This window comes from Streptomyces sp. NPDC005784, from assembly GCF_042871525.1.
Taxonomy (GTDB): domain Bacteria; phylum Actinomycetota; class Actinomycetes; order Streptomycetales; family Streptomycetaceae; genus Streptomyces.
In genome coordinates this window covers 21,994-41,469 of sequence record NZ_JBIAIQ010000058.1, presented here as the reverse complement: position 1 = coordinate 41,469, position 19,476 = coordinate 21,994, and the positions used below count along the sequence as shown (strand labels likewise).

General features: G+C 73.4%; 2 protein-coding genes. Both read left to right on the top strand.

Going from position 1 to position 19,476, the window contains the following annotated elements:
* Positions 1–9,171: type I polyketide synthase (locus tag ACFYR3_RS42350; RefSeq protein ID WP_389287585.1), on the top strand; the 9,171-nt coding region annotated here is incomplete at its 5' end.
* Positions 9,172–9,303: 132 nt separating this feature from the next.
* Positions 9,304–19,452 carry a type I polyketide synthase gene (locus ACFYR3_RS42345; RefSeq protein WP_389287587.1) on the top strand — a complete coding sequence of 3,383 codons (10,149 nt, stop codon included), beginning with the start codon at positions 9,304–9,306 and terminating at the stop codon, positions 19,450–19,452.
* Positions 19,453–19,476 lie beyond the last annotated feature (24 nt).

The following is a 19,476-nucleotide window of genomic DNA, read 5'->3' as shown; positions in this document are numbered from 1 at the left end:
CACCCGGATCCGGATCACGCCGGTACCTCGTATACGCGTGAGGGCGGTTTCCTGCACGACGCCGCCGAGTTCGACGCGGACTTCTTCGGCATCTCGCCGCGCGAGGCCCTCGCGATGGATCCGCAGCAGCGGTTGCTGCTGGAGACGTCGTGGGAGGCGTTCGAGCGTGCCGGTATCGACCCGGCCTCGATGCGTGGCAGCCGCACCGGTGTGTTCGCTGGGGTGATGTATCACGACTACGCCATCGGTGACGGCGGCGAACTGCCCGAGGGCGTCGAGGGCTACCTCGGCACGGGTACCTCCGGCAGCATCGCCTCCGGCCGGCTCTCGTACGTGTTCGGTCTGGAGGGTCCGGCCGTCACCGTGGACACCGCCTGCTCGTCGTCGCTGGTCGCTCTGCACCTCGCCGTGCAGGCGCTGCGGAGTGGCGAGTGCGACATGGCGCTCGCCGGTGGTGTCGCGGTCATGGCGACGCCGGAGACCTTCGTGGACTTCAGCCGGCAGCGCGGTCTGTCGGTGGACGGCCGTTGCAAGTCGTTCGCGGCGGCTGCCGACGGGACGGGCTGGGGCGAGGGCGCGGGCATGCTGCTCGTGGAGCGTCTTTCCGACGCTCGCCGCAACGGGCATCCCGTCCTGGCCGTGGTCCGTGGTTCGGCCGTGAACCAGGACGGTGCGTCCAACGGTCTGACCGCTCCCAACGGTCCGTCCCAACAGCGCGTCATCCGTGAAGCGCTCGCCAGTGCGGGGCTGACCGCGTCCGAGGTGGACGCGGTGGAGGCGCACGGCACGGGCACGCGGCTGGGCGACCCGATCGAGGCGCAGGCGCTGCTGGCGACATACGGTCAGGACCGTCCGGAGGGGCTGCCGCTGCACCTGGGGTCGATCAAATCGAACATAGGGCACACGCAGGCTGCGGCCGGTGTCGCGGGCATCATCAAGATGGTCATGGCGATGCGGCACGGGGTGCTGCCCCAAACGCTGCATGTCGACGAGCCGTCCCCGCAGGTGGACTGGGAGGCGGGTGCCGTCTCGCTGCTGGCCGCGGAGGTGGCGTGGCCGGAGACGGGTCGCCCGCGTCGGGTGGGTGTCTCCTCGTTCGGTATCAGCGGTACCAACGCTCACACGATCATCGAGCAGGCCCCGGAGCCGGAAGTTTCTCCGGTGGCGGAGGTCGGTGTGGTGCCGTGGGCGCTGTCCGGGAGGAGCTCGGAGGCCCTGCGGGACCAGGCGCGAGCACTGCTCGCGTTTGCGACGGGTGCTCCGGAAGTGGCCGCGAGCGAGATCGGGCGTGCCCTGGCGCTGGGCCGTGTCTCGTTCGAGGAGCGGGCCGCTGTCGTGGCGGGCGACCGGGAGGGGCTGCTGGCTGGGCTGGCCGCCCTCGCCGAGGGGCGCGCCGTCCCCGGTGTCGTCAGCGGCTCCGCCGTCGGTGGCAAACTCGCCTTCCTGTTCACGGGGCAGGGGAGTCAGCGGCTGGGTATGGGGCGTGAGTTGTACGTCTCGCAGCCGGTGTTCGCGGAGGCGATCGACGCGGTCGCCGAGCGGATGGACCTTGAGCTGCCGTTGAAGGACGTGCTGTTCGGCGAGGACGCCGAGTTGCTGAACCGGACGGAGTTCGCGCAGCCGGCGCTGTTCGCGGTGGAGGTCGCCCTCTTCCGGCTGTTCGAGTCGTGGGGTGTGCGGCCGGACTTTGTGTCCGGTCACTCGATCGGTGAGATCGCGGCTGCGCATGTGGCGGGGGTGTTCTCGCTGGAGGACGCCTGCAAGTTGGTGTCCGCTCGGGGTCGGCTGATGCAGGCCCTGCCTGAGGGCGGGGTCATGATCGCTCTCCAGGCGACGGAGGCGGAGGTCGCTCCGCTGCTCAATGAGCGGGTGAGCATCGCTGCCGTCAACGGTCCGCAGTCCGTGGTGATCGCGGGTGATGCGGATGAGGCGGAAAGGATCGCGGGATCGTTCAGCGGTCGCAAGTCCAAGCGGCTGACCGTCAGTCACGCCTTCCACTCGCCGCACATGGACGGCATGCTCGACGCCTTCCGCGAGGTCGCGGAGAGCATCACGTACGAGCTGCCGCGCATACCAGTGATCTCGAATGTGAGCGGTGCTCTTGCTTCGGAGCAGTTGACGCAGCCGGAGTTCTGGGTGCGTCATGTCCGCGAGGCGGTCCGTTTCCACGACGGTGTGCGGGCACTGGAGGCGGCGGGCGTGACCACGTTCGTCGAGCTCGGTCCCGACGGCGTCCTGTCCGCCATGGGCCAGGACTGCGTCGAGAACGCCGACGCTGCTGTCTTCGTCCCTGTCCTGCGCGGTGGGCGTGACGAGGCCGAGACCGTCGTCGCGGCCCTCGCCCAGGCGTACGTACGGGGCACCGGGATCGACTGGGGCGCCTTCTTCGGCGGCGTCGACGGCGACGCCTCATCGCTGACGGCCGACCTGCCGACGTATGCCTTCCAGCGCTCCCGCTACTGGCTGAACCTGTCGGGTGTCACCCGCGTGCCGGGCGACGGGGCGGACGACGGTTTCTGGGACGCGGTCGAGCAGGCGGACTGGGACTCCCTGACCGCCGAACTGGACGTGGCCGACGACGCCACCGTCACCGAACTGCTGCCTGCCCTTTCGGCCTGGCGCAAGCGCCGCAAGGCTCAGTCGGACGTCGATGGTTGGCGCTACCGGATCAGCTGGAAGCCGTTGACCGGTACCGCCGCCGATGGGCTGAGTGGTACGTGGCTGGTCGTGTCGACCGACCCGGCCGAAGCGACCGACGTGGTGGCCGCGCTGTCGGGTACGGGCGCCGAGGTGCGTACGCTCGCCGTCGAGGCCGGTGCCGACCGCGCCACGCTGGCCGGACTATTCGCCGAACCGGCCGACCTCGCGGGTGTCGTCTCCCTCCTGGGTGCGGTGGAGAGCGCCGCTCTGGTGCAGGCGCTGGGTGACGCCGGTGTCACGGCTCCGTTGTGGGCGGTGACCCGGGGCGCTGTGTCCGTGGGCCGCTCCGACCGGCTCGTCGCCCCGGCTGCCGCCGAGGTGTGGGGCCTGGGCCGGGTGGCGGCGCTGGAGCATCCGGACCGCTGGGGTGGTCTGGTCGACATTCCGGCCGAGTTGGACGAGCGGGCCGGAGCGCGTCTGGTGGGCGTGCTCGCCGGTACGGATCCGGGCGAGGACCAGGTCGCGGTGCGGGACTCGGGCGTCTTCGGCCGTCGTCTCGTCCGCGCCCCTGGCAGCCAGGGTTCCTGGACCCCGTCCGGCACCGTCCTGGTCACCGGTGGGACGGGTGTGCTGGGTGGCAAGGTCGCCCGGAGGTTGGCTGCCGAGGGCGCCGAGCGCCTGGTGCTGACCAGCCGTCGGGGTATGGATGCCCCGGGTGCGGCCGAACTCGCGGCCGAGATAGTCGACTTGGGTGTAGATGTGTCCGTGGTGGCGTGCGACGCCGCAGACCGGGACGCGCTGCGCGAGCTGCTGGCGGCCGAGGCGGGCGTTCTGACGGCCGTGGTCCACACCGCCGGCGTCCTCGACGACGGCATGCTCGACACGCTCACGCCGGTTCGATTCGCGGCAGTCCTCCGGGCCAAGGCGGAATCGGCCCGCAACCTGCACGAGCTGACCGTCGAACTCGGCATCGGGCTCGATGCGTTCGTGCTGTTCTCTTCCATGAGCGGGACCATCGGCACGGCTGGTCAGGCCAACTACGCTGCCGCCAACGCCTACTTGGATGCCCTGGCCGAGCAGCGCCGTGCCGACGGTCTGGCCGCGACCTCGCTGGCCTGGGGTCCGTGGGCCGACGGCGGTATGGCTGCCGACCAGGTGCTGGAGGCTCGGATGCGCCAGGGCGGTGTGCCGCCGATGGCGCCCGGGACGGCGCTGACGGCGATGGTCCACAGCGTCGGCTCCACCGAGGCCGCGCTGATGATCGTGGACGTGGACTGGCAGCGCTACGCCCCGACCCTCACCGCCGTACGGCCGTCCGGTCTGCTGGCCGAGCTGCCCGAGGCGCGGGTCGAGGAGGCGGCGTCGGCCGGTTCCGCCGGAGGGGCCGTGCCACTGGCGGCGCGCCTGGCCGGGCTCGCGAGGGCCGAGCAGGAGAAGGAACTGCTGGCCCTGGTCCGTACGCAGGTTGCGGCCGTGCTCGGGCACGGCGGATCGGAGTCCGTGGGAGCCGAACGCGCCTTCAAGGAGCTGGGCTTCGACTCGCTCACGGCCGTCGAGCTGCGCAACCGGCTCGGCGCCGCCACCGGCGTGCGCCTTTCCGCGACGCTCGTCTTCGACTATCCGACAGCGGCGGCCCTGGCGCAGCACCTGCGGGACGAACTGCTGGGCAGCCAGCCGGTGTTGGAGGCCGCTCCGGCGGCGGCGCCCGCGGTGGACGACGACCCGATCGCGATCGTCGCGATGTCCTGCCGCTTCCCCGGCGGAGTACGGACCCCCGAGGACCTCTGGAAGCTCCTGCTCGAAGGCGGCGACGCCATCGGGGAGTTCCCGACCGACCGCGGGTGGGACCTCGACAAGCTCTACAGCCCCGACCCCGACAAGCAGGGCACCTTCTACGCCCGTGAGGGCGGGTTCCTTTACGAAGCGGCCGAGTTCGACGCGGACTTCTTCGGTATCTCGCCGCGCGAGGCGCTGGCGATGGACCCGCAGCAGCGGTTGCTCCTCGAAACCTCGTGGGAGGCGTTCGAGCGGGCAGGCATCGACCCGAACTCGCTGCGCGGCAGCCAGGCCGGTGTGTTCGTCGGCACCAACGGCCAGGACTACGGGGCGACCTTGCGTGCGGTCCCGGACGGCATCGAGGGCTTCCTCGGCACGGGCAGCGCGGCGAGCGTCGTCTCCGGCCGTCTTTCCTACGCCTTCGGTCTCGAGGGTCCGGCGGTGACCGTCGACACGGCCTGCTCGGCGTCACTGGTCGCCCTGCACTGGGCCGCCCAGGCGCTGCGCAACGGCGAGTGCGACTTGGCACTCGCGGGCGGTGCGACCGTGATGTCGTCCCCGGGCGCGTACATCGACTTCAGTCGGCAGCGCGGGCTGGCGGCGGACGGTCGGGTCAAGGCGTTCGCCGCCACGGCCGACGGCACCGGCTGGGGTGAGGGCGTGGGCATGCTCCTGGTGGAGCGGCTGTCCGACGCCCGCCGCAACGGACACCCGGTGCTGGCGATCGTGCGTGGCTCGGCCATCAACCAGGACGGTGCGTCCAACGGTCTGACCGCTCCCAACGGTCCGTCCCAACAGCGCGTCATCCGAGCCGCGTTGGCGAATGCCGGGCTGTCCACCGGCCAGGTGGACGCGGTGGAGGCGCACGGCACCGGCACCCGGCTGGGCGACCCCATCGAGGCGCAGGCCCTGTTGGCGACGTACGGGAAGGACCGTCCGGAGGGGCTGCCGCTGCACCTGGGCTCCATCAAGTCGAACATCGGGCACACACAGGCCGCGGCCGGTGTCGCGGGCGTGATCAAGATGGTGCTCGCGATGCGGCACGGCGTGCTCCCGCGCACGCTGCACGTCGACGAGCCGACGCCGCACGTCGAGTGGGAGGCGGGCGACATCTCGCTGCTCACCGAGGCGGCGGCGTGGCCGGAGACCGGCCGTCCGCGCAGGGCCGGCATCTCCTCGTTCGGCTTCAGCGGGACGAACGCGCACACCGTCCTGGAGCAGGCCCCCGCCTCCCCGGAGGTGGATCGGCCCGTCCCGACGCCTGCCGACGATGTAGTGCCGTGGCTCCTGTCGGCCAAGTCCGACGCGGCCCTGCGCGGCCAGGCCCGTGCGCTGCGCACCCGGGTCGCCTCCGACGGCTCGCTGACCCCGGCCGACGTCGCCCAGACCCTCGCCACCTCCCGGGCCGCCCTGGACCACCGCGCGGTGCTCATCGGCGCCGACCGGGACGCCTTCCTCGCGGCGCTCGACGCGCTGGCGGCGGGAGAACAGGCACCGGAGACGGTGCGCGGCATCGCCGACGACGGCGCACTCGCCTTCCTGTTCACGGGGCAGGGGAGTCAGCGGCTGGGTATGGGGCGGGAGTTGTACGCGGCATCCTCGGTGTTCGCGGATGCGCTGGACGCGGTGGCGAGTCGGATGGACCTCGAACTCCCGCTGAAGGAGGTGCTGTTCGGGGACGACGCGGAGGCGCTGAATCGTACGGAGTTCGCGCAGCCGGCGCTCTTCGCGGTCGAGGTGGCGTTGTTCCGGCTCGTCGAATCGTGGGGTTTGAAGCCGGACTTCGTTGCAGGGCACTCGATCGGTGAGATCGCTGCCGCGCATGTGGCCGGGGTGCTGTCCCTGGACGACGCGTGCAGGCTCGTCTCGGCCCGAGGACGGCTGATGCAGGCCCTTCCCGAGGGCGGGGTGATGATCGCGCTGGAGGCGACCGAGGCCGAGGTCGCGCCGCTCCGGGGCGAGCGGGTGAGCATCGCCGCGATCAACGGGCCCCGGTCCGTGGTGATCGCGGGCGACACGGATGAGGCGGACCGGATCGCCGGGTCGTTCAAGGACCGCAGGTCCAAGCGCCTGGCGGTCAGTCACGCGTTCCATTCGCCGCACATGGACGGGATGCTCGCCGACTTCCGCAAGGTCGCGGAAGGCCTGAGCTACGAGTCCCCGCGTATCCCGGTCGTCTCCAACCTGACCGGCACATTGGTGACCGACGACATGGCCGATCCCGACTTCTGGGTCCGTCACGTACGTGAGGCTGTCCGCTTCAGCGACGGTGTCCGCACCCTCGAAGCCGCAGGCGTCACCACCTACCTGGAGCTGGGCCCCGACGGGATCCTCTCGGCCATGGCCCAGGACTGCGTCGAGAACGAGAGCGTCGTCTTCGCCCCCGCCCTCCGAGGCGGCCGTGACGAGGTCCGGACCACTCTGGCGGCCCTCGCCACGGCGCACGCCCATGGGGCGCGCGTCGACTGGGCGACGTACTTCGCAGGTACGGGCGCCGAGCGCGTGGACCTGCCCACGTACGCCTTCCAGCGCAAGCGCTACTGGCTGGAGGAGGCGGTGGTCACCGGTGCGACGACCGGGGGAACGGACGCCGGTGGCGTGGTGGACGACGAGTTCTGGGCGGCCGTGGACACGGCGGACCCGGCCGCGCTCTCCGGCGCGCTGGGCGTGGACGCCGACCAGCCGCTCAGTGCCCTGCTTCCCGCACTGTCCGCATGGCGGCGCAGGCGCGCCGAGCGATCCGTCGCGGACGGGTGGCGGTACGCCGTCACCTGGCGACCGGCGGGCCTCACGCCCGGCGCCCGGCCCAACGGGACCTGGCTGCTGGTGACGCCCGAGGGCGGGCACCCGGTCGCGGACGCGGTGCGAGCGGCCCTGGCCGGGGCCGGCACGGACGTACGCGAGGTGACCATCGCAGCGGCCGCCGCCGACCGCGCGGCGCCGGCCGACCGGCTGCGCGCGGCGCTCGCGGGCGACGCGGCCAACGGCGTGCTGTCCCTGTTGGCGCTCGCCGAGGACCCGCACCCCGCCCACCCGGCTGCGCCGACCGGGCTGATCCAGACGGGCGTTCTCGTCCAGGCCCTCGGCGACGCCGGGATCGACGCACCGCTCTGGTGCGCCACGACCGGCGCCGTGGCCGCCACCCCGGCCGAGAAGGTCGAGAGCGTGGTCCAGGCACAGGTCTGGGGTCTGGGCCGGGTCGTCGCGCTGGAGCATCCGGAGCGCTGGGGCGGGCTCGTGGACCTGCCGGTCGTGCGGGAGGAGCGGACCGGCGGCCTGCCGGTCGTGCGGGACGAGCGAGCCGGCGACCTGCTGCTCGCCGCGCTCGCCGGCGCGGGTGACGAGGACCAGCTCGCGGTACGTGTCTCAGGGCTGCTGGCCCGTCGCATGGGCCACGCCGCGACCGGCGGCGAACTCCCCGAGGGGCGCACCGCGTGGACCCCGCGCGGCACGGTCCTCGTCACCGGAGGCACCGGGGCGCTCGGCGGGCACGTCGCCCGCTGGCTTGCGGACGGCGGAGCCGAGCACGTGGTGCTGGCCGGCCGGCGCGGACCGGGCGCGCCGGGAGCGGCCGAACTGGCGCGGGAAGTAGAGGAGTTGGGTGCGCGTGCCACTGTCGTCGCGTGCGACGTGACCGACCGGGACGCGGTGTCCGGACTGCTCGCCGGGCTGACCGGCCTGACGGCGGTCTTCCACACCGCGGGTGCCGGACAGTTCGCGCCGCTCGACGAGACCACGCCCGGCGAGCTCGCCGACGTGGTCGACGCCAAGGTCACCGGCGCCACCCACCTGGACGAGTTGCTGGGCGACACGGAGTTGGACGCCTTCGTCCTCTTCTCCTCCATCGCGGGCGTCTGGGGCAGCGGCGGCCAGGCCGCCTACGCCGCCGCCAACGCTCACCTGGACGCCCTCGCGCAGCGGCGCCGAGCCGACGGCCGCACGGCCACCTCCGTGGCCTGGGGCCCGTGGGACGGCGGCGGTCTGGTCGTCGACGAGGAGGCCGCCGAGCAACTGCGCCGTCGCGGACTGGCCACCATGGCACCGGAGTTCGCGATCGGCGCCCTGCAGCAGGCGCTGGACACGGACGACACGGCCGTGGCGGTCGCGGACGTCGACTGGGAGCGGTTCGTGCCGGCCTTCGTCGCGGCCCGCCCCCGGCCGCTCATCGCCGATCTGCCCGAGGTGCGCCGCGCGCTCGCCGAGGAACAGCAGACGGCAGTCGGCGCCCAAGTCGCGGATATCGCCGCCGCGTTGCGGGGCAAGTCGGCGGAAGAGGCGGAACGCGCCGCTCTGGACCTGGTCCGTACGCACGTCGCGGCCGTGCTCGGCCACGACGGCGCGGCCGAGATCTCGGCCACGCACGCCTTCAAGGAACTGGGCTTCGACTCGCTGACGGCAGTCGAACTGCGCAACCGCCTCAACTCCGCCACAGGACTGAGGCTTTCGGCCGCGCTGGTCTTCGACCACCCGACCCCTAACGCACTGGCCGCCCACATCCGGGCGGAACTCCTGGGTGAGGACACCTCGGTACCGCTGCCCGCACTCGCCGAGATCGACAAGCTGGAATACCTCCTCTCCTCGGTCCCCGAGGACACCACCGAACGCGCCCGCGTCACCGCACGGCTCGAAGCGCTCCTGGCCGACTGGAACAGGGCGGAGCGAGCGGTCATCGGAGAGGGCGACGAAGAATCCCTCGACTCGGTATCCGCCGACGACCTCTTCGACATCATCAACAACGAATTCGGAAAATCCTGACCTGATGACCGATCCGATGACTGATCCGATGACTGATCCGATGACTGATCCGATGATCGAGCCCCTTTTCCGCATCCATTTCGCTGTTTCCCAGGAGGTGACGTTCCGATGACCGGCGCGAACGAAGAAAAACTGCTCGAAAACCTGAAGTGGATGACCGCGGAGCTGCGCCGAACCCGGCGCCGCCTCCAGGAGACCGAGGCGGATGCCCGGGAGCCGATCGCGATCGTGGCGATGAGCTGCCGTTTCCCCGGCGGCGTGCGCTCGCCCGAGGACCTGTGGCACCTGGTGGCCGAGGGTGGCGACGCCATTTCCGGCTTTCCCGGCGACCGGGGCTGGGATGTCGCGTCCCTCGCCGACCCCGACCCGGACAAGAAGGGCACCTTCTACAACACCGGCGGCGGATTCCTCGACGGTGCCACGGAATTCGACCCCGGATTCTTCGGGATATCCCCGCGTGAGGCCCTCGCCATGGACCCCCAGCAGCGCCTGCTGCTGGAGACCTCCTGGGAGGTCTTCGAACGTGCCGGTATCGACCCCACCGAGGTCCGCGGCAGCCGCACCGGCGTCTACGTCGGCGCAGGCGCCATGGGCTACGGCGCCGACCTCGCAGAGGTCCCGGAAGGGCTGGAGGGCCTGCTGCTCACGGGCGCCGCCACCAGTGTCCTGTCCGGCCGGCTCGCGTACGTCTTCGGACTGGAGGGCCCGGCCGCCACCATCGACACCGCGTGCTCGTCCTCGCTGGTCGCCCTGCACCTGGCCGCCCAGGCACTGCGTCAGCGCGAGTGCTCGCTCGCCCTGGCCGGCGGCGTGTGCGTGATGCCCAACCCGGACGTCTTCGTCGAGTTCAGCCGGCAACGCGGGCTCGCCGCCGACGGGCGCTGCAAGTCCTTCGCCGCCTCCGCGGACGGCACCGGCTGGTCCGAGGGCGTCGGCGTGCTCCTCGTGGAGCGCCTGTCCGACGCCCGGCGCAACGGGCACCAGGTCCTCGCCGTCGTGCGCGGCTCCGCCGTCAACCAGGACGGCGCCAGCAACGGCCTCACCGCCCCCAACGGGCCCGCCCAGCAGCGCGTCATCCGCCAGGCCCTGGAGAACGCCCAGCTCTCCGCGGCCGAGGTCGACGTGGTCGAGGCGCACGGCACCGGCACCACCCTCGGCGACCCCATCGAGGCCCAGGCCCTGCTCAACACCTACGGCCAGGACCGGGCTGCCGACCGGCCACTGCGCCTGGGCTCGCTGAAGTCCAACCTCGGGCACACCCAGGCCGCCGCCGGTGTCGCGGGCATCATCAAGATGGTCATGGCCATGCGCCACGGCGTGTTGCCGAAGACCCTGCACGTGGACGAGCCCACTCCGGCCGTGGACTGGTCCGGCGGTGCCGTCACGCTGCTCGCCGAGGCCGAGCCCTGGCCCAGCACCGACGCGCCCCGCCGTGCGGCCGTCTCGGCCTTCGGCGTCAGTGGCACCAACGCGCACACCGTCCTAGAACAGGCCCCCGAGCCGGAGGCCGAGGAGGAGACCGCCGCTCCGGTCACCGCTCCCGCCGTGCTGCCCTGGGCCCTCTCCGGCCGCAGCGACGCCGGCCTGCGGGCTCAGGCCGCCCGGCTGCACACCGCGATCGCCACCGACCTCGTCGACGCGCGCCCGCTCGACCTCGCCCACTCGCTGGCCACCACCCGCGCCGCCCAGGAGCACCGCGCCGTGCTCATCGGCCGCACCGGTGACGATCTGACCCGCGCCCTCGCGGCCCTCTCCGAAGGGGAGTCGGCCCCCGGACTGGTGCGGGGCACGGCCACCAAGGCCGGTCGCACGGCGTTCCTGTTCACGGGGCAGGGGAGCCAGCGGCTGGGTATGGGGCGGGAGTTCTACGCGTCCCAGCCGGTGTTCGCGGCGGCGCTGGACGCGGTCGCGGAGCGGATGATCCTCGAACTGCCGCTGAAGGAGGTGCTGTTCGGGGACGACGCGGAGGCGCTGAATCGTACGGAGTTCGCGCAGCCTGCGTTGTTCGCGGTCGAGGTGGCGTTGTTCCGGTTGTTCGAGTCGTGGGGTGTGCGGCCGGACTTTGTTGCCGGTCACTCGGTCGGTGAGATCGCTGCCGCGCACGTGGCCGGGGTACTGAGCCTCGACGATGCCTGCAAGCTTGTCGTGGCGCGTGGTCGGCTGATGCAGGCGCTGCCGGAGGGTGGTGTGATGATCGCCCTCCAGGCGACCGAGGACGAGGTCACGCCGCTGCTGTCGGAGCGCGTGAGCATCGCCGCGGTCAACGGTCCGCAGTCCGTGGTGATCGCGGGTGATGCGGATGAGGCGGAAAGGATTGCGGGATCGTTCAGCGGTCGCAAGTCCAAGCGGCTGACAGTCAGTCATGCGTTCCACTCGCCGCACATGGACGGCATGCTCGACGCCTTCCGCGAGGTTGCGGAGTCCCTGACGTACGAGCTGCCGAAGATATCGGTGATCTCGAATGTGAGCGGTGCTCTCGCTTCGGAGCAGTTGACGCGGCCCGAGTTCTGGGTGCGTCATGTCCGTGAGGCGGTCCGCTTCGCCGACGGGATCCGCGCCCTGGAGACGGCCGGTGTCACCACATACCTCGAACTCGGCCCCGACGGCGTCCTGTCCGCCATGGCCCAGCACTGCGTGACCGACGGGAACGCCGACGCCGCTGTCTTCGTCCCTGCCCTGCGCGCCGGCCGCGACGAGGCCGAGACCGCCGTCACCGCGCTCGCCCTCGCACACGTCAACGGCACGCGCGTCGACTGGGCCGCGTACTTCGCCGGCACGGGCGCGCGCCGCGTCGACCTCCCGACGTACGCCTTCCAGCGCGAGCGCTTCTGGCTGGAGCCCGGCGTCGGCGGCACCGGAGACGTGAGCGGGGCCGGGCTGGACCCCGCCGGGCACCCGCTGCTCGGCGCGGCCGTCGCGCTGGCCGACACCGACGGCGTACTGCTCACCGGCCGGCTCGCCCCGGGCGCGCGTCCCTGGGCCGGGGCCGAGGGAGTGCTGCCCGGTGCCGCGCTCGTCGAGCTCGCCCTGCACGCCGCCGACCGGGCCGGCTGCGGGTACGTCGAGGAGCTGACGCCCGGGGCGCCGCTGACGCTGCCCACCGAGGGCGCCGTACGCCTCCAGGTGTTCGTGGCGGGCGCCGACGAGCGGGGCCGTCGTGTCCTGACCGTCTCCGCGCGTGCCGAGGACGCCCCGGCGGACGCGCCCTGGGTGTGCCACGCCCGAGGGGTCGTCGCGCCCACGACACCGGCCGCGCCGTTCGCGCCGTTCGAACTGGCACCGTGGCCGCCGGCCGGTGCCGAACCCGTGCCGGCCGACGCGCCGACCGGGACGGACCTGGTCGAGGCCGCCTGGCGGCTCGACGGGGACCTCTTCGTCGAGGTGCGGCTGCCCGAGGACGACGCCGAGGCGGGCCGCTTCGGCCTTCACCCGGCGTTGCTCGACGCCGTCGCCCGGGCCGCCCGTGCCCTGGACGCCGAGCCGCCCGCCACCGGCCCGGTGGCGGGCGCCTGGACCGGCGTCGCCCTGCACGCCCACGGCGCCGGCGCGCTGCGCGCCCGCGTCCGCTCCCTCGGCGAGGGCGCCCTGACGCTCGACCTCGCCGACGACCTCGGCGACCCGGTCGCCACCGTGGGCACGCTCGTACCGCACTCCTACGCGCAGGTCGACGAGGGCACGCCGGACGTCGTCCGCGACGCGCTCTTCCAGCTCGACTGGGTGCCCGTGAGCCCGGCCGCCGGAGCCTCAGGGGGCTGGGCGGTGCTCGGGACCGACGCCTTCGGTCCCGCCACCCCCTATGCGGACCTGGCGGCGCTGGCCGCCGCGATCGACGCCGGGGCACCCGTACCGGCGTACGTCGTCGCCCCGCTCGTGCCGGCCGGCCCGGAGGCGGAAGGCGACCCCACCCCGCTCGTGCCCGCCCGCCCGGTGGCGGAGGGGGACCGTATCGGAGCGCTGCACGCGGCGACGCGGCGCGCGCTCGCGCTCGTCCAGGAGTGGACGGCAGACGAGCGGTTCGCCGACGCGCGCCTGGTCGTGGTGACCCGGGGCGCGGTCGCCGCCCCCGACGAGCCGGTGACCGACCTGGCGCACGCCGCCGTCTGGGGCCTGGTGCGCTCCGCCGAGACGGAGAACCCCGGCCGGTTCGTCCTGGCCGACCTGGACGTGCCGGGCACGGACGTCCCGGCCGGGGTCCTCGCGGGCCTGGCGTGCGGAGAGCCCGAACTCATTCTGCGCGCCGGGGAGTTCCGCGCGCCCCGCCTCACCCGCCGCCGCCCCGGTGCCCGTACCCAGGTGTCCGCCCTCGACCCGGACGGCACCGTCCTGATCACCGGCGGCACCGGCACCCTCGCCGGGATCGTCGCCCGCCACTTGGTCGCCGAGCACGGCGTACGGCACCTGTTGCTGCTCAGCCGCCGTGGCGCAGAGGCGCCGGGCGCACCCGAACGGGCCGCCGAACTTGCCCAGTTGGGCGCCGACGTCACCTGGGCGGCCTGCGACGCCGCCGACCGGGACGCACTGGCGCGTGTCTTCGCCTCCGTGTCCGCCGAGCACCCGCTGACGGCGGTCGTGCACACCGCCGGTGTCCTCGACGACGGCGTGCTGGCCTCCCTCACGCCCGAGCGCCTGGACGCCGTGCTGCGGCCGAAGGCGGACGCCGCGCTCCATCTGCACGAGCTGACCCGGCATCTGCCGCTCGCGGCGTTCGTCCTCTACTCCGCCGTCGCCGGTACCCTCGGCGCGGCGGGACAGGCCAACTACGCCGCCGCCAACGTCCTGTTGGACGCGCTCGCCCAGCACCGCCGCGCCCAAGGACTGCCGGCTACCTCACTCGCGTGGGGTAGGTGGGGCGACACGAGCACCATGACCGGGGCACTCGACGCGGCCCAGTTGCGCCGTATGGAGCGGCACGGTGTGGGCGCGCTGTCCGCCGCCGACGGCATGGCCCTGCTCGACGCGGCCCTCGCCGCCGACCGTGCGCTCCTGGTGCCGGCCCGGCTGAACCTCGCGGCGCTGCGTGCCGCCGCCGGGCCCGGCCCGGTCGCCCCGGTCTTCCGGACGCTCCTGGGCGCCGGCGGCCGGCGCAGGGCCCACCTGCGCGCCGGGGGCGGCACCCCGCTCACCGAGCGGCTGCGACGGCTGCCCGTCGCCGAACAGGACCGGGCCCTGCTCGACCTGGTCCGTAAGCAGGTCGCCGGGACCCTCGGGCACACCTCGCCCGAACAGGTCGACACGGCAAAGGCGTTCAAGGACCTCGGCTTCGACTCGCTGACCGCCGTAGAGCTGCGCAATCGGATGAACACCGCCACGGGGCTGAAGCTCTCCGCCACCCTCGTCTTCGACTACGCCTCGCCCGCCGCCCTCGCCCGCCATCTGCGCGACGAACTCCTTGGCGGAGAAGCGGACTTCGAGACGGCGGGCGGCGCGGGTGCACCGCAGACCGCCGCGGGCCCCGCCGACGACCCGATCGCCGTCGTGGGCATGAGCTGCCGTTACCCCGGCGGTGTGCGTACCCCCGAGGACCTGTGGCGGCTCGTCGAGTCCGGCGTCGACGCGATCTCCGGGCTGCCCGTGAACCGGGGCTGGGAGACCGCGGGCCGGCTCACCGACCAGGACGGGCGTCCCTTCACCGGCGGCTTCCTGCACGACGCCGACACCTTCGACGCCGACTTCTTCGGCATCTCCCCGCGTGAGGCCCTGGCCATGGACCCCCAGCAGCGGCTGCTGCTGGAGACCGCGTGGGAGGCCGTCGAGCGGGCCGGCATCGACCCGACCTCGTTGCGCGGCAGCCGCGCCGGCGTGTTCGTCGGCGCGGGCTACGGCGCCTACGACGCCCACCTGGAGGAGTCCGGCGCGGACGGCGTGAGCGGCCATGTGATGACCGGCAACGCGGGCAGCGTGCTGTCCGGCCGCGTCTCCTACGTCCTCGGACTCGAAGGCCCCGCGGTCACCGTCGACACCGCCTGCTCCTCCTCGCTCGTCGCCCTGCACTGGGCGGTCCAGGCGCTGCGCAACGGCGAGTGCGACCTGGCCCTCGCCGGTGGCGTCACCGTGATGTCCACCCCGGGGACCTTCACCGAGTTCAGTCAGCAAGGCGGCCTGTCACCCGACGGGCGCTGCAAGGCGTTCGCGGCGGCTGCGGACGGTACGGGCTGGGGTGAGGGGGTCGGCATGCTGCTTGTGGAGCGGCTGTCGCAGGCCCGTGCAAAAGGGCACCCGGTTCTCGCGGTGGTGCGTGGCTCGGCCGTGAACCAGGACGGCGCCTCCAACGGGCTGACCGCTCCCAACGGACCCTCCCAACAGCGCGTGATCCGGGCCGCGTTGGCGAGCGCGGGACTGTCCGCCAACGAGGTCGACGCCGTCGAGGCGCACGGCACGGGTACGCGGCTGGGTGACCCGATCGAGGCCCAGGCCCTGCTCGCAACGTACGGCCGAGAGCGCGACGCGGACCGGCCTCTGCTGCTCGGCTCCGTCAAGTCCAACCTCGGGCACACGCAGGCCGCTGCCGGAGTCGCGGGCGTCATCAAGATGGTCATGGCGATGCGGAACGGGGTGCTGCCCCGGACCCTGCACGTGGAGGAGCCGACGCCGCACGTCGACTGGACGGCCGGGGACATCTCACTGCTCACCGAGGCGGTCGCCTGGCCCGAGACCGGCCGTCCGCGCCGCGTCGGCATCTCCTCCTTCGGCATCGGCGGCACCAATGCCCACACGATCGTGGAGCAGGCCCCGGAGTCGGTGGCCGCCGCGGTGGGGGAGCCCCCGACAGGGCCCGCGCAACCGCTGCCGTTCCTGCTCTCGGCCCGTACCGAGGACGCCCTCCGCGCCCAGGCCGCCCGCCTGCTCGCGTCGGTGGAGGCCACCGAGGGGACGCGCCCGCTCGATCTCGCCCACTCGCTGGCGACCGGTCGCGCGCACCTCGACCGGCGCGCGGCGATCGTCGCCGGGGGCCGTACGGAGCTCACCGAGGCCCTGGCGCGCCTGGCCGCCGGCGAACCGGCGCCCGGCACCGTCACCGGCTCGACCGGCGACGGCCGCACGGCGTTCCTGTTCACGGGGCAGGGGAGTCAGCGGCCGGGTATGGGGCGTGAGTTGTACGCGTCCCAGCCGGTGTTCGCGGCGGCGCTGGACGCGGTGGCGAGTCGGATGGATCTCGAACTCCCGCTGAGGGAGGTGCTGTTCGGGGACGATGCGGAGCTGCTGAATCGTACGGAGTTCGCGCAGTCGGCACTGTTCGCGGTCGAGGTGGCGTTGTTCCGGCTCGTCGAGTCGTGGGGCCTCGCGCCGGACTTCGTGTCCGGTCACTCGATCGGTGAGATCTCTGCCGCGCATGTGGCCGGCGTGCTGTCTCTGGACGACGCCTGCGAACTCGTCGCCGCGCGGGGCCGGTTGATGCAGGCCCTGCCGGAGGGTGGGGTGATGATCGCGGTGCAGGCGACGGAAGCTGAGGTCGCGCCGCTCCTGAACGAGCGGGTGAGCATCGCGGCGATCAACGGCCCGCGGTCGGTGGTGATCTCGGGTGACGTGGACGAGGTGGAGCGGATCGCCGGGTCGTTCAGCGGTCGTAAGTCCAAGCGCCTGGCGGTCAGTCACGCGTTCCATTCGCCGCACATGGACGGGATGCTCGCCGACTTCCGCAAGGTCGCCGAGGGCCTGACCTACGAGAGCCCCCGTATCGCGGTCGTGTCGAACCTGACCGGCACGGTGGTCACCGACGACATGAGCGACCCCGACTTCTGGGTCCGTCACGTCCGTGAGGCGGTCCGCTTCAGCGACGGTGTCAGCACCCTCGAAGCCGCGGGTGTGACCACGTACCTCGAACTCGGCCCCGACGGGATCCTCTCCGCCATGGCCCAGGAGTCCGTCGACAACCCCGACGCCACCGTCTTCACCCCCGCCCTGCGCGCAGGGCGGGAGGAGGCCCACACCCTCACCACCGCCCTCGCCCTGGCCCACGCCCACGGCACCCCCGTCGACTGGACCGCGTACTACTCCGGCACGGGTGCCGGGCGCGTTGACCTGCCGACGTACGCCTTCCAGGGGAGGCGCTTCTGGCCCGAGCCCGTCGGCGCGGGCGCTGCGGCGCCCGGCCGCGGCCTCGCGCAGCCGAACGACGTGGACGCCCGCTTCTGGGACGCGGTCGAGCGGTCGGATCTCGCCTCGCTCGTCGGCGCGGGACTGGACGCGGACCGCCCGCTGGCCGACGTACTGCCGGCGCTGTCGGCCTGGCGGCGCGACCAGCAGGACCGGTCGCGGGTCGACGGCCTGCTCTACCGGGTCGCCTGGCAGCCGTGGTCCGGTGCGCGGACGGGTATACCCTCGGGCACGTGGCTCGTGGCCGTACCTGCGCCGCACGCCGAGGACGCGTGGGTGCGCGCGCTGACGGACCGGATGGGCGCGGGCGGCGCGCGGGTCGTACCGCTCGTGCTCGACGCCGAGGACGCCGACCCGATCGTGCTCGGTGGGCGCCTTGCCGCCGTGGACGGGCCGCTCGCCGGTGTGCTCTCCCTGCTGGCGCTGGACGAGCGCCCGCACCCGGACCACCCGGGCGTTCCCGTCGGGCTCGCGCTGACCTCCGCGATGGCCGGCGCGGTCGACGGGCTCGGTGCCCCGCTGTGGTGCGTCACCCGGGAGGCCGTCGCGGCGCTGCCCGACGACACCCTCGCGGGTGCCGCCCAGACGCAGGTCTGGGGACTGGGCCGGGTCGTCGCCCTGGAGCACCCGGAGAACTGGGGCGGGCTCATGGATCTGCCCGCGACCTGCGACGACCGCGTCCTGGCCGCCGCGATGGCCGTGCTCGCCGCGGCGGGCGACGAGGACGAGGTGGCGGTCCGCGCCACCGGCACCGTCGTACGGCGCCTGGTGCGCGGTGCCGGGTCCGCCGCGTCCGACGCGGGCTGGACCCCGCGCGGCACGGTCCTCGTCACGGGCGGCACCGGCGCGCTCGGCCGCCACGTGGCGCGCCGGCTCGCCGAGCGCGGCGCCGAGCACCTCGTACTGGTCAGCAGGCGCGGCGCCGACGCCCCCGGGGCGGCCGACATCGAGGCCGAACTGACCGCGCTCGGTGCCTCCGTGACCCTCGCGGCCTGCGACGTCGCCGACCGTGAGGCGCTGGCCGCACTGGTGGGCGGGCTCGCCATGGCCGGTACGCCGGTGCGGGCCGTGGTGCACGCGGCGGGCGTCTCACAGCCGCCCGGCACCGCCGAGGACCTGCCCGGTTTCGCCCGGGTGGTGGCCGCCAAGACGGCTGGCGCCGTTCACCTGGACGCGCTGTTCGACACGCCGGACTCGCTCGACGCGTTCGTACTCTTCTCGTCGATCGCGGGCGTGTGGGGCAGCGGCGGCCAGGGCGCGTACGCGGCGGCCAACGCCTTCCTCGACGCGCTCGCCGAACGGCGCGCGGCCCGCGGCCTGGCCGCCACCGCCGTGGCCTGGGGCCCGTGGGCGGAGGCCGGCATGGCCACCGAGGGCGACGCCGAGGAGCAGCTCACCCGCCGCGGCCTGCCGCCCGTCACCCCCGCCACCAACCTGCTGGCCCTGGAACGGGCCGTGGCAGGCGGGGACGCGACCCTGACCGTTGCCGACGTCGACTGGGCGCGCTTCGCACCCGTGTTCGCCGCGGCCCGGCCCCGCCCGCTCGTCGGCGACCTGCCCGAGGTGCGCGACGCGCTGCGCGGCACGGCCGGCGACGCGCCGGAGTCGGCCGACGCCACGCCCGAGGCGCTGCGCCGACTGGCCGAACTGACCGGGGACGAGCGAGCCGCCGCGCTGCTGGAGCTCGTGCGCGAACACACGGCGACGGCCCTCGGGCACGCCTCCGCCGACGCCATCGCACCCGAACGGGCCTTCAAGGAGCTCGGGTTCGACTCCCTCACCGCCGTCGAACTGCGCAACCGGCTCGGCGCCGCGTGCGGGCTGCGCCTGCCGTCCAGCCTGGTCTTCGACCACCCCAACCCCCAGGCCCTGACCCGGCACCTGCTGGCGTCCCTGTTCCCCGAGGGCGACGGCACCGCCGCCCCGGTCGTGGACACCGACCCGAGGGACGCCGAACTGCGCCGGACCCTCGCCACCGTGCCGCTGGGACGCATCCGCGAGGCCGGACTCCTCGACACGCTGCTCCGACTCGCCGGACCTGACACCCCTGGCCCCCTGGACCCGGCCGACGAGGCCGAATCCCTCGAATCCATCGACGCGATGGACCTCCAGAGCCTCCTCGACCTGGCGCTCGACGGCGCCGACGGCTCCGGACAAGACGACGACACCGACAGCAACCGATTCTGACGCGCCCGAAGTGCGGAGTGAGTG